The sequence below is a fragment of the Streptomyces sp. NPDC102437 genome, assembly GCF_044765565.1.
Taxonomy (GTDB): domain Bacteria; phylum Actinomycetota; class Actinomycetes; order Streptomycetales; family Streptomycetaceae; genus Streptomyces.
Window position 1 is genome coordinate 33365 of the sequence record NZ_JBIWKI010000026.1, and the last position, 14912, is coordinate 48276.

Annotated in this window: 19 protein-coding genes; 2 read left to right on the forward strand and 17 right to left on the reverse strand. The window is 71.0% G+C overall.

Annotated features, from left to right (window positions below; translation table 11 throughout):
• Positions 1 to 131 precede the first annotated feature (131 nt).
• The 3 genes from ACIRJP_RS28480 to ACIRJP_RS28490 all read right to left on the reverse strand — a co-directional run bounded on the left by ACIRJP_RS28480 (position 132) and on the right by ACIRJP_RS28490 (position 3102).
• Complete coding sequence (locus ACIRJP_RS28480) at positions 132 to 1388, reverse strand: GNAT family N-acetyltransferase (RefSeq protein ID WP_404179940.1); 1257 nt, start codon at positions 1386 to 1388, stop codon at positions 132 to 134.
• A 69-nt stretch (positions 1389 to 1457) separates the two neighbouring features.
• Complete coding sequence (locus tag ACIRJP_RS28485; protein WP_404179943.1) at positions 1458 to 2441, reverse strand: asparaginase; 984 nt, start codon at positions 2439 to 2441, stop codon at positions 1458 to 1460.
• Between the two features lie 46 nt (positions 2442 to 2487).
• The gene (locus ACIRJP_RS28490; protein ID WP_404179946.1) at positions 2488 to 3102 is read right to left on the reverse strand and encodes an ABC transporter substrate-binding protein; all 615 of its coding nucleotides are present in this window, start codon (positions 3100 to 3102) and stop codon (positions 2488 to 2490) included.
• A 117-nt stretch (positions 3103 to 3219) separates the two neighbouring features.
• Between ACIRJP_RS28490 and dtd the strand changes: the two genes are divergently transcribed.
• Entirely contained in the window at positions 3220 to 3669 is a 450-nt protein-coding gene (gene dtd, locus ACIRJP_RS28495) for a D-aminoacyl-tRNA deacylase (RefSeq protein ID WP_404179949.1), read from the forward strand.
• Positions 3670 to 3693: 24 nt separating this feature from the next.
• On the opposite strand, the gene ACIRJP_RS28500 is transcribed toward dtd, so the two are convergent.
• From ACIRJP_RS28500 to ACIRJP_RS28525, 6 genes are all read right to left on the reverse strand, one after another.
• Complete coding sequence (locus tag ACIRJP_RS28500) at positions 3694 to 4659, reverse strand: folate-binding protein YgfZ (RefSeq protein ID WP_266730933.1); 966 nt, start codon at positions 4657 to 4659, stop codon at positions 3694 to 3696.
• A 65-nt stretch (positions 4660 to 4724) separates the two neighbouring features.
• Positions 4725 to 5171 (reverse strand): Fur family transcriptional regulator, encoded by a 447-nt coding sequence (locus tag ACIRJP_RS28505; RefSeq protein ID WP_404179952.1) that lies wholly within the window; start codon positions 5169 to 5171, stop codon positions 4725 to 4727.
• 68 nt (positions 5172 to 5239) lie between these two features.
• Entirely contained in the window at positions 5240 to 5812 is a 573-nt protein-coding gene (locus tag ACIRJP_RS28510) for an FABP family protein (protein ID WP_356083680.1), read from the reverse strand.
• 326 nt (positions 5813 to 6138) lie between these two features.
• The gene (locus ACIRJP_RS28515; RefSeq protein WP_404179956.1) at positions 6139 to 7014 is read right to left on the reverse strand and encodes a hypothetical protein; all 876 of its coding nucleotides are present in this window, start codon (positions 7012 to 7014) and stop codon (positions 6139 to 6141) included.
• Positions 7011 to 7838, reverse strand: coding sequence for a hypothetical protein (locus ACIRJP_RS28520; RefSeq protein WP_404179959.1), 828 nt, complete (start codon positions 7836 to 7838; stop codon positions 7011 to 7013). The genes ACIRJP_RS28515 and ACIRJP_RS28520 overlap by 4 nt, the downstream gene beginning before the upstream one ends.
• The gene (locus ACIRJP_RS28525; RefSeq protein WP_404179962.1) at positions 7835 to 8632 is read right to left on the reverse strand and encodes a hypothetical protein; all 798 of its coding nucleotides are present in this window, start codon (positions 8630 to 8632) and stop codon (positions 7835 to 7837) included. Before ACIRJP_RS28525 ends, ACIRJP_RS28520 begins: the two co-directional genes overlap by 4 nt.
• 106 nt (positions 8633 to 8738) lie before the next feature.
• Here ACIRJP_RS28525 and ACIRJP_RS28530 point away from each other — a divergent pair, with 106 nt between their 5' ends.
• Positions 8739 to 9101: a DsrE family protein gene (locus ACIRJP_RS28530; protein ID WP_404179965.1), complete on the forward strand. Its 363-nt coding sequence runs from the start codon at positions 8739 to 8741 to the stop codon at positions 9099 to 9101.
• Positions 9102 to 9121: 20 nt separating this feature from the next.
• On the opposite strand, the gene ACIRJP_RS28535 is transcribed toward ACIRJP_RS28530, so the two are convergent.
• The 8 genes from ACIRJP_RS28535 to ACIRJP_RS28570 all read right to left on the reverse strand — a co-directional run bounded on the left by ACIRJP_RS28535 (position 9122) and on the right by ACIRJP_RS28570 (position 14864).
• Positions 9122 to 9379: a DUF3099 domain-containing protein gene (locus ACIRJP_RS28535; protein ID WP_404179968.1), complete on the reverse strand. Its 258-nt coding sequence runs from the start codon at positions 9377 to 9379 to the stop codon at positions 9122 to 9124.
• A 234-nt stretch (positions 9380 to 9613) separates the two neighbouring features.
• Positions 9614 to 9901: a DUF1416 domain-containing protein gene (locus ACIRJP_RS28540; protein WP_018490348.1), complete on the reverse strand. Its 288-nt coding sequence runs from the start codon at positions 9899 to 9901 to the stop codon at positions 9614 to 9616.
• Positions 9902 to 9951: 50 nt separating this feature from the next.
• Entirely contained in the window at positions 9952 to 10797 is an 846-nt protein-coding gene (locus ACIRJP_RS28545; protein ID WP_358941205.1) for a sulfurtransferase, read from the reverse strand.
• Positions 10798 to 10955: 158 nt separating this feature from the next.
• A complete protein-coding gene (locus ACIRJP_RS28550; RefSeq protein ID WP_350983699.1) occupies positions 10956 to 11063 on the reverse strand; it encodes a putative leader peptide in 108 nt (35 codons plus the stop codon).
• Positions 11064 to 11420: 357 nt separating this feature from the next.
• Positions 11421 to 12110 (reverse strand): DUF2993 domain-containing protein, encoded by a 690-nt coding sequence (locus ACIRJP_RS28555; protein WP_404179973.1) that lies wholly within the window; start codon positions 12108 to 12110, stop codon positions 11421 to 11423.
• A gap of 132 nt (positions 12111 to 12242) precedes the next feature.
• Entirely contained in the window at positions 12243 to 13661 is a 1419-nt protein-coding gene (locus ACIRJP_RS28560) for a hypothetical protein (protein WP_404179976.1), read from the reverse strand.
• A gap of 10 nt (positions 13662 to 13671) precedes the next feature.
• Positions 13672 to 13926 (reverse strand): MoaD/ThiS family protein, encoded by a 255-nt coding sequence (locus ACIRJP_RS28565; RefSeq protein WP_404179979.1) that lies wholly within the window; start codon positions 13924 to 13926, stop codon positions 13672 to 13674.
• A 41-nt stretch (positions 13927 to 13967) separates the two neighbouring features.
• On the reverse strand, positions 13968 to 14864 hold the full coding sequence (locus tag ACIRJP_RS28570) for an alpha/beta hydrolase family protein (protein ID WP_404179982.1): 897 nt from the start codon (positions 14862 to 14864) through the stop codon (positions 13968 to 13970).
• Positions 14865 to 14912 lie beyond the last annotated feature (48 nt).

The window sequence follows — 14912 nt, forward strand, 5'->3', positions numbered from 1 at the left end:
GGCGCCAGGGCGACCGACGACAACGCGGAGGGGGCCCCTGGCCCTTGAGGCCTTGGGGGAGTGCGTGCCAGACCCCGCGAGCCCGGCCTGATCCAAACGAAAGACCCTGGCCGCAGGCGGGTGCGGGGCGCTCAGAACACATCCGGGCACCAAGCCCGCCGCCCCGCCCGGAACATCGCCTCCGCCGTCGCCACCGCACCAGGCGTGAGTTCCTCGACGCGGCCCAGGGCTGCCAGCCGGTTCGGTGATTCGTCGCCCAGGTAGAGGGTGCCCAATTCCCGTACGTCCAGGGCGAGATCGGCGTCAGCCGTGGTGCGGGTGCAGTTCGTGCCGGAGGTGGTGGCCTCCAGGCGGTAGCGGCCGGGGGTCAGACCCGAGGTGTCGTGGACGTCGAGGGTGAGCGCGCCGGGTGTTGCGTAGGTGCGGGCCTCCAAGGCGCGTACGACGTCCAGCAGCCGTACCCACAGCCAGTCCGCCTGAGTGACGATGCGGGCCGCGCGCGGGTCCGGGAGGAGCAGCGGCAGCAGGTCGTCGGGGGCGCGGTAGCCGGAGCGGACCGTGGTGATCCAGTCGACCGAGCAGACGAAGTGCCAGAGCGCGCGCTCGGCGGCCGGGGTGACGGCGATCTGTCCGAGCACCGTGGCCCGGTTCAACGGCTGCTTGGCGTCGCCCCAGTTGTCGTCGGCCCGGTAGGCGATCAGGCCGTCCAGCTCGCCGGCGGCGTTGCTGTAGACCGCGTAGAAGGGCTCCGTCCAGGTCCCGGGACCCAGGTGGGCCTCCCCGGTGTTCACGGACCACCAGCGCGCGTCGCGGTCGACCACGCCGTGCTGCCGGGCGCGCAGCCGGTCGTGGAGGGCCGGGCCCAGCTTGCGTACGTCCGTGGCGCTCACCAGGTCGATCCGGCCGCCGTCCCGCTCGGACGGGCCCGACCAGCGCGGGTCGAGGCCCGCCCTCGGTACGTCGATCTCCCACTCGGTGGTCCAGGTCGCCGGGCCGAAGCCGTACCGCCCGTAGATCGGGTACTCGGCGGCGATCAGTGTGGCGACCACCTCGCCGCGCTCCTTCGCCGCCGCCAGGTCCGTGCCCATCATCCGGCTGAGCAGACCGCGACGGCGGTGCGTGGGCGACACCGTGACGTTGGAGATCGCGTCGGCCGGCACCCCGGCGCCGCCGACCGCCGTGAGTTCCTGCGCGAACGAACGGAACGTGGCCACGCACCGTCCGTCGTCGAACGCGCCCTGCGTACGGGAGAGATCCGTGTACGGAAGGCGCCTTTCCGCCTCCTCTTCCGTGGCCGTGTCCGTCGTCGGTTGCAGGAAACCGGTGTGCTTGGCGCGCAGCCAGTCGGGGAATTCGGCGGCGGTGACCGTGCGGATGTCGAGAGCCATGCGAGCCACGCTAGGCACAGGGCTCACGGGATGTCGCCCGGTTTTCCGCCGATGTGGAGACGGGCCGGGTCAGAAGGCTGCCCGGATCTCGCCGACCTCCCCGCCGCCGCCCAGCAGCGGCGCGTGTCCGATCCTGGCGACCACCGGGGCGTCGATGCCGAGCAGCCGCAGCGAACGGGCCAGCACCGGCCCGAGCGCCCGCGTCGCACCGTCGTCGACCTTGAAGGCCAGCGCCCGGCCGTCCGCCAGCGCCACCGCCTGCACCGCCTCGGCACCCATCTTGGAGAGCGAGCCCGGCACCTCCCGCATCAGCCAGGTGTCGGGGCGGCGGGTCCCGGCCACGTACTCGGGGTGGGCCCGCATCGCGTCACCGACCCGGCGCTCCGCCGTCCCCGGCTCCGCCATCACGAACGTACGGAAGGCCCGCGCCAGGCCCACCAGGCTGATCGCCATCAGCGGCGCCCCGCACCCGTCCGTGCCGACCGCCGTGACCGGCTCGCCGGCCGCCTCCTCGACGACCCGGAGGACCAGTTGCTGGAGCGGGTGCGCCGGGTCCAGGTAGGACGCCCGGTCCCAGCCGTTCAGCGCGCACACCGCGAGCATCGCCGCGTGCTTGCCGGAGCAGTTCATGGTGATCCGCTCCCGGACGTGGCCGGCGGCGAGATACGTCTCCGCCTCGACCGGGTCCAGCGGCAGATCGGGCGGGGTCTGCAGATCGGCGGGCGTCAGTCCGTGCTCGGCGAGCATCGTGCGGACGAGTTCGAGGTGGAAGTCCTCGCCGGAGTGGCTCGCGGCGGCCAGGGCCAGCCGCTCCCCGGACAGGTCCAGCCCGGCCCGCAGCACGGCCGCGGCCTGCATCGGCTTGTTGGAGGAGCGCGGGAAGACCGGCACCGTCGGATCGCCCAGGACCCGTTCCACGCTGCCGTCGGCGGCCAGCACGACCAGCGAGCCCCGATGGTGGCCCTCCACGAAGCCGGACCGTACGACCTCGGCCAGGACGGGGAGAGCGGGGGATATGACGGACGGTGCAGCGGTGGCAGCGCTGGAGGTCATGGTGGCCTTCCGGGGACGAGCGGGGCCCGCCCCCGGAAGGATCGCTTCAGGCGAGCAGGTCGTCTACTTGTGCTTCACCATCACGGTACCTGCGGGCGATCTCCGCGCTGCAATCGTCAGTGGTGCGTTGCAGCTGGTGACGGCGGCGGGAGACCTGTTGCTCGTAGCGGACCAGGCGCCCCATCGCGGTGTGCAGCTCCTCGTCCGTACGGGCGTCGAGATCGGACAGCTCGACCTCGGCGAGCGTCTCGGCGGCCAGCCGGCGGTACTCGTCGCTGCGGGGCGTGGTCAGCGTGACGTGCCGGGCGGAGGAGCGGTGCCGGGACGGAGTGTCGGCGAGGATCTCCGAGAGCCGGTCCACCACCGGTTTCTCCGGATCCAGCCGCCGGGCCAGCTCGGCCCGCAGGATGTCGATCCGGCCCTGGACGAGCCGGCGCACATAGCTGAGGTCGGCCTCGTCGCGCTGCGCGTCGCGGCGCAGCGTGCGCAGCTCCGGCAGCCGCAGGGTGCCCAGCTCGGGCTGCGGCCCGGCCGACAGTCCGTCCTCCAGACCGCGACCGGTTCGCTGAACGGGTGGCCGCATGGTGCTGGTGCTGGTACTGGCGCCGGTTCGTGTGACCGGTACGGCGCCGGGGGACTGCCCGGTTCCATAGGTACTCATGCTTGTGTCCATCCCCTCGACCGGTGCGTCGGCACACCGCCTCCCGAGCATGGTGCCACTTGGGTGGGGCCTATGTGGATGCTCTGTACCCGTTCAGCCCAAGATAGGTTGGTCTGTATGCGTGCAGTGATACAGCGGGTGGACGGCGCGAGCGTCACGGTGGCCGACGGCGCGGACGGGGCCGGCGGGCCCGAGGTGGTCGGCGAAATCGTCGGCGAAGGGCTGTGCGTGCTGGTGGGAGTCACCCACGGGGACACCGCGGAGAAGGCGGCGCAGCTCGCCCGCAAGCTCTGGTCGCTGCGCATCCTGGAGGGCGAGAAGTCCTGCTCCGATGTGAATGCACCACTTCTGGTGATTTCGCAGTTCACTCTCTACGGGGACGCCCGGAAGGGCCGCAGGCCCACGTGGAACGCGGCGGCGCCCGGCGAGGTCGCCGAACCGCTGGTCGACGAGGTGGTGAAGCAGCTGCGGGCGCTGGGCGCGCAGGTGGAGACGGGCCGGTTCGGGGCGGACATGCGGGTCTCGCTCACGAACCACGGCCCGTTCACCGTCGTCGTCGAGGTCTGAGCCTTCGAGGTCTGAACCGGGGCCCTACGGCTCGACGACCGTCTCCTGGGCCGCTGCGGTGTCCCCGGCGAGCAGCTCGGCGTCCACCGCGACGTTCCGCTTGACCAGGGCCAGCGCGATCGGCCCCAGCTCGTGGTGGCGGGCGGACGTGGTGATGAAGCCCAGCTGGCGCCCCTCGGCGCCGTCCGCGGCGAGCCGTACGGGGGTGCCGTGTCCGGGCAGCAGCACCTCGCTGCCGTCGAGGTGCAGGAAGACCAGCCGACGCGGCGGCTTGCCCAGGTTCTGCACCCGGGCCACGGTCTCCTGGCCGCGGTAGCAGCCCTTCTGGAGGTGTACGGCGGTGCCGATCCAGCCCAGCTCGTGCGGGATGGTGCGGTGGTCGGTCTCGAAGCCGAGGCGCGGGCGGTGCGCCTCCACGCGCAGCGCCTCGTACGCCAGGATGCCGGCGACCGGGCCGTGCGCCGCCGCGTACTCCTCCAGGTCGGCGCGCGGCAGGAACAGGTCCCGGCCGTACGCCGTCTCCCGTACCGTCACGCCATCCGGAACCTCCGCGATGGAGCCGGCCGGCAGGTAGACCACGGCGAAGTCCTCGGTGCGGTCGGCGACTTCGACCCGGTAGAAGAACTTCATGGACTCCAGGTAGGCGATGAGATCGCCCTGGGTGCCCGGTTCGGCGTGCATCCACACGGTCTCGCCGTCGTCGACGAGGTAGAGGGCGTGCTCGATGTGCCCGTTGGCGGTGAGGATCAGGGCCTCGGTGGCCTGGCCCGGGGCGAGTTCGCTGACGTGCTGGGTGAGCAGCAGGTGCAGCCAGGCCAGCCGGTCGCTGCCGGTGACCGTGACGACGGCGCGGTGCGAGAGGTCGACGAGGCCGGAACCGTCGGCGAGGGCGCGCTGCTCGCGGAACAGGTCCCCGTAGTGCGCGGCAACGCCTTCGTCGCGGCCTTCGGCGGGGACGGCGCCGGGCAGGGACAACAGGGGGCTCTTCATGCGACCAGCGTACGACGCGGTATGAGACGCGGTATGAACGGTACGACCGGAGAGAGGCCGCTGCCCTAGGCAGCGCCCTCGGGGTTCTCCGCCGCTTTCGCCGTGCACCCGGCGCAGCGGCCGAAGATCGCGAAGTGCTTCATGTCCGTCTCGAACCCGAAGCCGTCCCGGAGTTTCGCGGTGAACTCGGCGACGACGGCGACATCGGCCTCGATGACATCGGTGCAGTCGCGGCAGACCAGATGGATGTGGTGGTGACGGTCGGCCAGGTGGTACGTGGGCGCCCCGTGCCCCAGATGGGCATGGCTGACCAGCCCGAGCTCCTCCAGGAGTTCGAGCGTCCGGTAGACGGTGGAGATGTTCACGCCGGACGCGGTCCTGCGCACCTCGGAGAGGATGTCGTCGGGTGTCGCGTGTTCCAGCGTGTCGACGGCTTCCAGGACAAGCTGCCGCTGCGGCGTCAGCCGATAGCCGCGCTGCCGGAGATCGGTCTTCCAGTCGGTGCTCACCACACGCCCAGTGTAGGACCGGGTGAGCACCTGCCTGCGGACTGTTCGAGGACGGACTGCTCGAAGACGGGCTACTTGAAGAAGGCGATGCCGTCGTCCGGGAGGTCGCCGAGGCTCTTCGCCATCGCCTCGACCTCTTCGGGGGTGACGACCTTCTTCAGGTGCGCCGACATGTACGGGCGCAGCTCCACCTCGGGGGTGGCCTTCTCGCCGACCCACATCAGGTCGCTCTTCACATAACCGTACAGACGCTTGCCACCGCTGTACGGGCCGGAGGCCGCGGTGCGGGCCACCGCGTCGGTGACCAGGTCGATCTGCGGCTTCTTGTCGGCCAGCTCGCCGTACCAGATCTCGATGACGCCCTGGTCGCGGGACATGACGACCTCGACCTTGCGGTCCTTGTCGATGCGCCAGTAGCCGGACTCGGTCTCCAGCGGCCGGACCTTCTCGCCCTCGGCGTCGAGCACCCAGGTGTGCGAGACGTACTCCAGGAAGTCCCGGCCGTCGTGGCTGAAGGAGACCTCCTGGCCGAAGTTGCACTGCTCGGCGCCGGGGAAGTCGGAAACACCGGCGCCCGCCCAGTTGCCGAGGAGGAAGGCCAGCGGGACGAGGTCCGGGTGGAGGTCGGACGGAATCTCGATCATGAGCGGCTCAGACGATCTGTGAGGTGGGGGTGACTGCGGACGTGACACATCGGGTGCGAGGTGTCACGTTGTCGTGACGGGTACCCGCGCGGACGGAGGCTGCGCGCAGGGTCAGCGCTGACCCTGGTACAGCTTCTTCACGGTCAGCCCGGCGAAGGCGAGCACGCCGACGCAGACCAGGACCAGCAGGGCGGAGAAGAATGCCTCAAGCACGGGAACTCCTTGCAACGAGCGTTATGGCAGCAGTACGGGGCCGGGCCCCAGCCTAATGGGTTGGGGCCCGGCCCGCCGGTTCGGGGTTTGCCCGGGGACCGCCCGGGGGCAGGTCAGCCCAGCAGCTGGTTCTGCAGGATCACCGTCTGGTGGAACGGAACGCTCCGGGTGCTCTCCTCGCCCTTGCGGGACTGGACGACGAGGGCGAGCGTGTCCCCGGCCACCACGTAGCCGTGGCGGACCCGCGCCTCGCCGTACGGCTTCGCCTCGTCGTACGCGTAGGACGCGGTGCCCGCCACCTTGCCGGCGCCGCTCCAGCCCTCGTCGAGAACCGTCTCGGGCGCCCCGACGAGCGGCACCTCGGATCCGCTGCTGACGATCGAGTCCATGAAGGCCTGGGCGAAAGCCGTCGAGTTGAACCGGACGAGATAGATCCGGGTCGACGTGCCGTCCGGCATGGCCCAGCCGCGGGCGGCGACGTGGCGCGGAGCCGAGTCCTTCAGCGTCTGCGCGAGATCGGAGCGACTGCTCTTCGCGTACTCGGAGAGGTACTGCTCCGTGCTCACCCAGCCGCCGTCGAGCTTCTTGTCCACGACGGCCCCGGCCGGGGCGGGCAGCAGCAGACGCCGCAGGTCGGCATGGTGGATCTCGGCGACGTTGCCGTCGCTGTACGGGCGGGGCGAGCCGGCCGGGAGCGCGGGCAGGCTGAGTTCGGGATAGTCCCAACGGCCGTCGCTCTCGGTGGCCAGACCGGGCACGTCGGTGCGCTCCATCGAGGTGATACCGAAGGCCGTACCGGCTCCGAGCCCCCCGAGGACCAGCGCGGCCGCGGTCCACCGGGCGACGGCCCGCAGCACCCGCCGCGGCGGTTTCGGCGCCGGGGCCGGGGCCGGGAAGGGCTCGGGCGACTGCGCGGAGGTGGCCTCGGCGAGCACGGAGGGCTCGGCGGGCTCGGTTCCGTCGGGCGTCGCCGTCGTCTGCTCGGTCATATGTACTCCCCCGGGGACGCGATGTGGTCGAGCTGGTCCTTCAGGAGTTCGGCGACGGCCGACCGGTCGAACGGCTTGGTGCCGGACGCGGAGAGGCTGATACTCAGCTCGCCGTCGTACGCCAGGCAGTTCATCGACTGGATGGAGTCCTCGCCCTTGCGCAGGACGTAGCACCTGGCGTTCCTCGTATGCCCCTTGATCTTCGGCTCCGTGCGGAAGATGCCGATGGACTCGAAGAGGCCCGTCTTGAAGGCGTAGAAGTTCCGGACGGTCTTCTTGTCCTTCATCCGCATGATCTCGGTGCTGATCGCCAGGGTGTTGTCGCCCCCGGTGTAGGAACGGGTGGCGATGCCCTCGATACGGAGCTTGTCGATCCGCTTCTCGTGGGCCCGGCGCTCCTTGCCCGCCAGACCGCGGGCGTTCAGCTTCATGGCTGCGGTCGCCTTCTTGCCGCTCAGCTCGCCGTCGTTGCCCAGCTCCCCGTTGTCGGGGCCGAGCCGGTAGCCGGCTGGGACCGGGAGCAGCAGCTTGCTGAGCTCGGTGGAGACCCGGCCCCGGGCCACGTCACCCGCCGGGTCCTTGCCCGGCTTGTGCGCGGGCTCCTCCCAGAGGCGGGTCCGGGCGCTGCGGTCGGCGGCATCCACGGAGTTCTCGGTGTACACGGCCGCGCCCGCGACCGCGGCGGCCACCAGCACGGCGGGAAGTGCCATGAGAATCACCCGGCGTGGGCGGCCGGACGGAACGGTCCCGGGAACGCCACCGTTCTCGCCGGCGTTCTCGTCGCTCTCGTCGGGCGTGGTCGCCTGTGCGGTCACGTCGTTCACAGGCGCTCCAGCTGTCTCTCGGCCAACGTCCGGATGTCCTTCTTGCTGATCGGTGCGGTGTCGTAGATGTGGATGTCGGCCGCGATGTCACCCCGGTACACGGTGGCCCTGGCGTGGTAGGACGGCAGATAGCCCGGCTTCCGGTCGACCTCGTAGAGGTAGTAGCGGCCGTTGCCGCTGCCCTTGATCGCATCGCCGCTGTTGCCCGCGCCGTTCGCGGATCCGGGCATGTAGTCGAGCTGGCCCTCGGCGAAGTCCTGGGCCCCCTGGACGGTCCCCGAGCCGAACTGCACGAGATGGATCTCAGCGGTGCGGTACTGCCCGCGCTTCCAGGCGGCGGCCGCGATCCGGCGTACGTCGTACTCCAGGAAGTACTCGTACATGGAGCCCTCCTCCTTGTAGGAGGTGCGGGCGTAGACGTCCGGGTCCAGGTAGCCGTCGCTCAGGCCCGGCACCGAGTTGTCGTCGTCGCTCCAGCCCGCGGGCCTGTCCACGATCAGCTTGCGCAGGTCGCCGTCCGTCCTGACCCGGCGGTCCTGGGACGCGGGCAGCGGATCGGGGACCTTGCCCGGGGACAGTGCCTTCGCCGGGTACACCAGATCGGGCTGCGACAGGGCGGGCAGCGGGGTCGGGGCGCGTCCGGCCTGCACGTCGTAGCCCACGGCGGTGCCGCCCGCGATGCCGAGCACCGCGGCAGCGGCGAGAAGCAGCGCCGTACGCCCGCGCGGGCGCTTCGCGACGGGAGCGGCGACCGGTGGCGCCGACCCATCGGAAATAGTGTCTTTCGGTTCCAATCGGGATCCCCCCACGAGACCTGAGGCGCTGATTCCGTTATCCGCGCACACACCTGACCGCCGCCGGGGAGATGAGGTTGCCCGCTCTCCGATTACAGTTCGGCATATGCAGAAGAAGCTCGTGATCAAGGTGACCGCAGGTGCCGACTCCGCCGAGCGCTGCTCGCAGGCGTTCACGGTGGCCGCGGTCGCCGTCGCCAGCGGCGTGGAGGTCTCGCTCTGGCTGACCGGGGAGTCCTCGTGGTTCGCGCTGCCGGGGCGCGCCGCCGAGTTCGAACTGCCGCATGCCGCGCCGCTGCCCGACCTGATCGAGTCGATCCAGGCGGGTGGCCGGATCACCCTGTGCACGCAGTGCGCGGCCCGTCGTGACATCACCGAGCAGGACGTCCTGGAGGGCGTACGGATCGCCGGTGCCCAGGTCTTCGTCAGCGAGATCATGGCCGACGGCGTGGAGGCCCTCGTCTACTGACGCGAGAACGCCGGGGAGTGTCAGCGCCGCTTCTTGCCGTCGAGTTCGTCCCACCACTCGTCGGACTTCGGGTCGCCGGACGGGTCGTCCCACCAGCGGTCGTCCGGCCCCCGCCGGTTGGCGACCATGGCCGCGATGGGCGGGATCACCATCGCGACGAGGCACATCGCTATCGCGGCGGGCATCGACCACAGCCGGACAAAGGCCCAGGACGATACGAACAGGACGATGCAGCCGCCCATCATCAGGAAATAGCCGCGACGGCGTCGGGCGTACATATGTCCAGCGTAGGCCCGCCCCCGCCAGGTGGGGCAGGCGCCGGCCGGTGGGGCAAGCCCTGGTTCATGCCTGTACGGAATGGCTCGAAGGGCCGTACCCCGTTTCAGGAAGGCGTCCAACCCCCTGGGGTACGGCCCTTCGGCCGATCTTTGTCGCGGCGCGGGGCGCCCCAGAGCCTCTCGTTTGGATCATGCCGGGCTCGCGGGGGCCTGGCCTGATCCAAACGAAAGACCCTAGACGGCGATCGCGACCTCGGAGAGGCCACCGGTCTGCGCGACGACCGTGCGGTCGGCGCTGCCGCCGGGGACGAGGGCGCGCAGCGTCCACGTGCCCTCGGCCGCGTAGAAGCGGAACTGTCCGGTCGCCGAGGTCGGGACCTCGGCGGTGAACTCGCCGGTCGAGTCCAGCAGACGGACGTAGCCGGTGACGGGCTCGCCGTCGCGGGTCACGCTGCCCTGGATGGTGGTCTCACCGGGCTTGATGGTCGAAGCGTCGGGGCCTCCGGCCTTTGCTCCACACATGTGTTTCGTCCTTCTGGGTCGGGGGTCGTGCTGGTCCGGGTCGTGCGGAGTTACTTGTTGGCGCCGAGCTCGATCGGCACGCCCACGAGGGAGCCGTACTCGGTCCACGAACCGTCGTAGTTCTTGACGTTCTCCTGGCCGAGCAGCTCGTGCAGCACGAACCAGGTGAGCGCGGAGCGCTCACCGATGCGGCAGTACGCGATGGTGTCCTTCGCCAGGTCGACCTGCTCGGCCTCGTACAGGGCCTTGAGCTCGTCGTCCGACTTGAAGGTGCCGTCGTCGTTGGCGTTCTTCGACCACGGGATGTTGCGGGCGCTCGGCACGTGGCCGGGGCGCTGGGACTGCTCCTGCGGGAGGTGCGCCGGGGCGAGCAGCTTGCCGCTGAACTCGTCGGGCGAACGCACGTCGACCAGGTTCTGGCTGCCGATCGCCTTCACGACGTCGTCGCGGTAGGCGCGGATCGACTCGTCCTGCGGCTGGGCCTTGTACTCGGTGGCCGGGCGGGACGGGATGTCGTCGCCGTCGACCAGGTCGCGGGAGTCGAGCTCCCACTTCTTGCGGCCGCCGTCGAGCAGGCGGACGTCCTGGTGGCCGTAGAGCTTGAAGTACCAGAACGCGTAGGACGCGAACCAGTTGTTGTTGCCGCCGTACAGGACGACCGTGGTGTCGTTGCCGATGCCCTTCTCGGACAGCAGCTTCTCGAACCCGGCCTGGTCGATGAAGTCACGACGGACCGGGTCCTGGAGGTCCTTGGTCCAGTCGATCCGGATCGCGTTCTTGATGTGGTTCTTCTCGTACGCCGAGGTGTCCTCGTCGACCTCTACGAGAGCGACCTTTGGGTCGTCGATGTGGGCCTCGACCCAGTCGGCGTCTACCAGGACGTCACTGCGGCTCATTCTGTTCTCCTCCGGGGCAGTCTGCGGCGAGATGATGCGAGACGGTGCGAGATGCGGGTGTACGGCGGCGCGGCGTGCGGCACACATACAACGGCGATCGGGATGGGCCCTGACTTCGGTCGAAGAGCCGGGGAATGCAGGGTGCCGAAGGCTCCCGCTCAGACAGTGCGACAGAGCATGGCGGCGACGCGGCACAGGTCCACTGCCCGCCGCTTCGTGAGATCCGCCCGTCCCCGCTGCGGGAGACCGCCAATAGAGCACTGCATGGCACCGATCGTAGGGATGTATCGACGGCCATGTCACCGCTGTTTCATATTTTGATACGCGATCGTCCGCGATGTGGAACGGGGTCGAGAGTGGAGCGGCCCTCGCACCGCTCCCGCATCGCCGTCGGGTCTTGGTCATCTACGGATCGGACAGGGGCGTCTCAGCATGTGGCGCACTGCTGCGCATCCGGGCGTGCGGGAGCGCCGGGCCGGACAGGGAGGGCGACACGCGGCCCGGGCGGGGCGGGCTCCGGGCCCGAGCCCTGGCCAGGGCCTCTCGTGTGGATCATGCCGGGCTCGCGGGGCCTGGCACGCACCAGGTCCCGCTCCCTGATCCGGCCTGATCCAAACGACGCCCTAGCCGGCGAGCTGTACGTCCGTGCCGGTGACCGAGATCTCCAGGCCGTCCGCGGTCGGCTGGATCTTCTGGAGCTTCAGGCCGCTCGGCAGGCCGCCGACCTCGCGGTCGAAGTCGGTCTTCTTGCGCACCAGCCCTTCCAGTCCGGGGATGTCCTCACCCGGTACCTGGTCCGCACGCACCCGGACGGTGTGGCCGTCGACCAGGGTGACGGTGGAGAGCACGCTGCGCGAGATCGGGCGGCCGAGGACGTCGACCGTGCCGGTCACCTTCACCTTGTTCTTGCCGCCGTACTCGACGACGACGCCGTCGCTGGCAGCCTTGGTGAGGTCCTCGTACGAGATGACGGCGGTGCCCGTGGCGCGGGCGGCGGTGGCGCTGGAGTAGCCCTCGGACAGCTTCACCTCGTGCAGCGCGGCGTCCATCCGGCTGATCCGGAGCCTGCGGCCGTTGGCGTCGGTCTCGATGCCGGTGATCTCCACGTCGACCTCGTCGAGCTGATCCCCGGCGACCTGCGTCAGGAACGGGAATCCCTTGATGGAGACGTCCGCCGAACCGATCGTGGCACCGGTGACCTGGATCCGTCCCTCGACCTCCGACTCGGCGAAGTACACCGCTGCCCGGTCCACGGCGACGAAGATCCCGCCCAGAACCACCACGATGACCAGCAGTATTCGCAGTGCACGCATGCCCGCTCTTCCCCCCACCCTGCTATCCGGCCGGACCCCTGGCGCCCCGCACGTCCATCGGACATGCACGGCGCCCCGGGTGATCGACGAGCGGGCACCCCTCTTCGGTTCCCGGGGCGGCCCGGTCCGGCGCTACGAGAGCGCGCGGCCGAGCAGGTACACGGCGGGCGCGGCGGCGGTGAGCGGCAGCGCCACACCGGCAGTCATGTGGACGAAGCGCGACGGATAGTCGTAGCTCGCCACCCGCAGCCCGATCAGGGCGCAGACTCCCGCCGCGAGGCCGAGCAGCGCACCCTTCGCGCCCAGGTCGGTCAGGAGCCCGGCCACGGCGCCACCGCCCGCGGCGGCCGGCAGCGCCACCACGACCGAGGCCGGTCCGGGCAGCGGCAGCGCGCGGACGAGCGCGGCGACCGCGACGGCCACCGCGCCCACCGTCACCGCGTCCGGGACCGCCGCGAGGTGTCCGGCGGCCAGGACCGAGAGCGCGGCCGAGGCGACGGTGGCCATCAGGCCCTGCATCCGCTCGTCGGCGCTCGCGTGACTGCGCAGCTGGAGGACCACGGTGAGCAGCACCCAGACGCCGAGGGTGCCGAGGATCGCGGCCGGTCCGTTCTCCCGGCCCGCGGCGAGCAGCGCGATGTCGGCGACCAGGCCGCCCGCGAACGCGAGCGCGATGCCCTGCCGGGCCGGCCACATGCCGTTGAGCCGGAACCAGCCGGCCGCGGTCACGGCCTGGAGCAGCACCAGCGGTACGACCAGGGCGTACTGCCCGATCGCGGCGCCCAGGGCGAGCAGCAGCCCCAGACCGGCGGTGAGCGCGGCCGGCTGCATGCCCGGCGCGATGATGGGCGAGCGGCCCTCGGCGCGGGCTCGCTGGGCATCGGTGACGCGGCTGTTGCCCAGGGTGGTGGGGGCGCTGTAGCCGGCCGCGTCGTGCCCGGCGGCGGGAGCGGAAGCGGGCGCGGAAGCGGGAGCGGCTTCGGCCGGTGCCTCGGGCGGGAGCGGATGCCCGCCCGTGGCGCCCAGCGGCGGCAGATAGGTGGTCTCGGCGGCGGCCGGAGCAGGCTGCTGAACGGGCTCCTGCACAGGCTGCGTCGGCTGGGCGGACTGGATCACCGGCTGGTACTGGGTGTCCCAGGTCTGGCCCTCCCACGTCTGCGCGACGCCGGGGTCCTGCGGACCGTGCGCGGCGGGTGCGGCGGGCTCCTGCGGATACCCGGCCGGCCACGCCTGCTGCCCGGGGTTCGCCTGGGGCGCCTGGTTCGAGTCGTAATGGCCCTGCGGCTGCGCCTGCCCGCCGTACGACTGCTGCGCACCGTAGGAGTGGTGGCCGTAGCCCTGATCACCGTACGACTGACCGCCGTACGCCTGATCACCATAGGACTGACCGCCGTACGACTGATCGCCGTAGGACTGACCGCCGTACCCCTGGTCACCGTAGGACTGACCGCCGTACGACTGCGGCTGTGGGTGCCGGCCGTGCGACGGGTCGTGGCCGGGGACGTGCCCCTGGTCCTGTCCGTACGGATGCTGCTGATCGTTGCTGCTCATGTTCTGCGGTTCACCCTCCTGCGAACGGCGGGAGCACCTCGACCGTGCCGCCCTCGGCAAGGCGTACGGTCTCATGGCCGCGGGTGCCCACGGGGTCACCGTCGATGAGGAACGAGCACCTTTGAAGCACTCGGGTGAGCTCTCCGGGGTGCCGTTCACGCACCGCGTCGAGCGCCTCGGCGAGGGTCGCAGCCGTGTACGGCTCCTCCGCGGTCCCGGCCGCGGCCTTGGCGGCGGCCCAGTAGCGGATGATTACCGCAGGCATGGCGCCACTCCTCTCGTCTCTCGTCAGCTGTCCATCATCGGTCACGGCGCCACCGCCCAGTCGGCGATGCGGGTGAGCAAGGTCTCGTCCGCGGCGTTCTCCGCGTGCCCCATCCCGCGTTCCAGCCACAGTTCCGCGCCGTCACCCGCCGCGTCGGCCAGCGAGCGCGGGTGGTCCAGCGGAAAGTACGGGTCCTGGTCGCCGTGCACGATCAGCAGCGGCGCCGGGGCGATCAGGGCGGCGGCCTCGACCGGCGGGAGCGGCACGGGGTCCCATTCCTCGCGGTCGATCCGGGTGTGCAGGCCGTAGCGGCCGACCAGTCGGCCCAGCGGCCGGGTGACCACCCAGTGCAGCCGGCGCATCGGGGCCGTGCCCCGGTAGTACCAGCGGGCGGGGGCGCTCACGGCCACCACCGCATCCGCATGCGCCTCCGCGCGCGCTCCGGTGCGCCCCCCGCGCTCCAGGACCTCACCGGCTCCCGCGTCGCCGTCCGGCCGGCCCGCGTACAGCGCGCCGTGCCGCAGCACCACCGAACCGCCCATCGAGAACCCGACGGTCACCACCCGGCGGTGTCCGAGCGACCGCGCCCACTCCACCGCCGCCGCCAGGTCCAGCACCTCGCGGTCACCCACCGTCGACCGCCCGCCGGAGCCGCCGTGCCCCCGGAACGAGAAGGTGACCACGGCCGCACGCCCGGCGAACACCTCGGCGGCACGCCGCACCGCGGGCCGGTCCACCGAACCGGTGAAGCCGTGCGCGAGCACGATCGCAGTACCGTCGAAGGATGATTGCGCACCGGCCCCGGCACCTGCCGTGCACGGCTCGTACACCGCCTCGATACGCACCCCGTCTTCGGCACGCAATGTGGTGCGCAGGGGACCGGGCGTGATCGAGGGAACAGCGGAACTCCGAATTCCCCCCTCGGACACAGAACTCATGTGGGCTATTGTGCTGGGAAGAGGATCCGGGCAGAGCAGCCCCCGGGT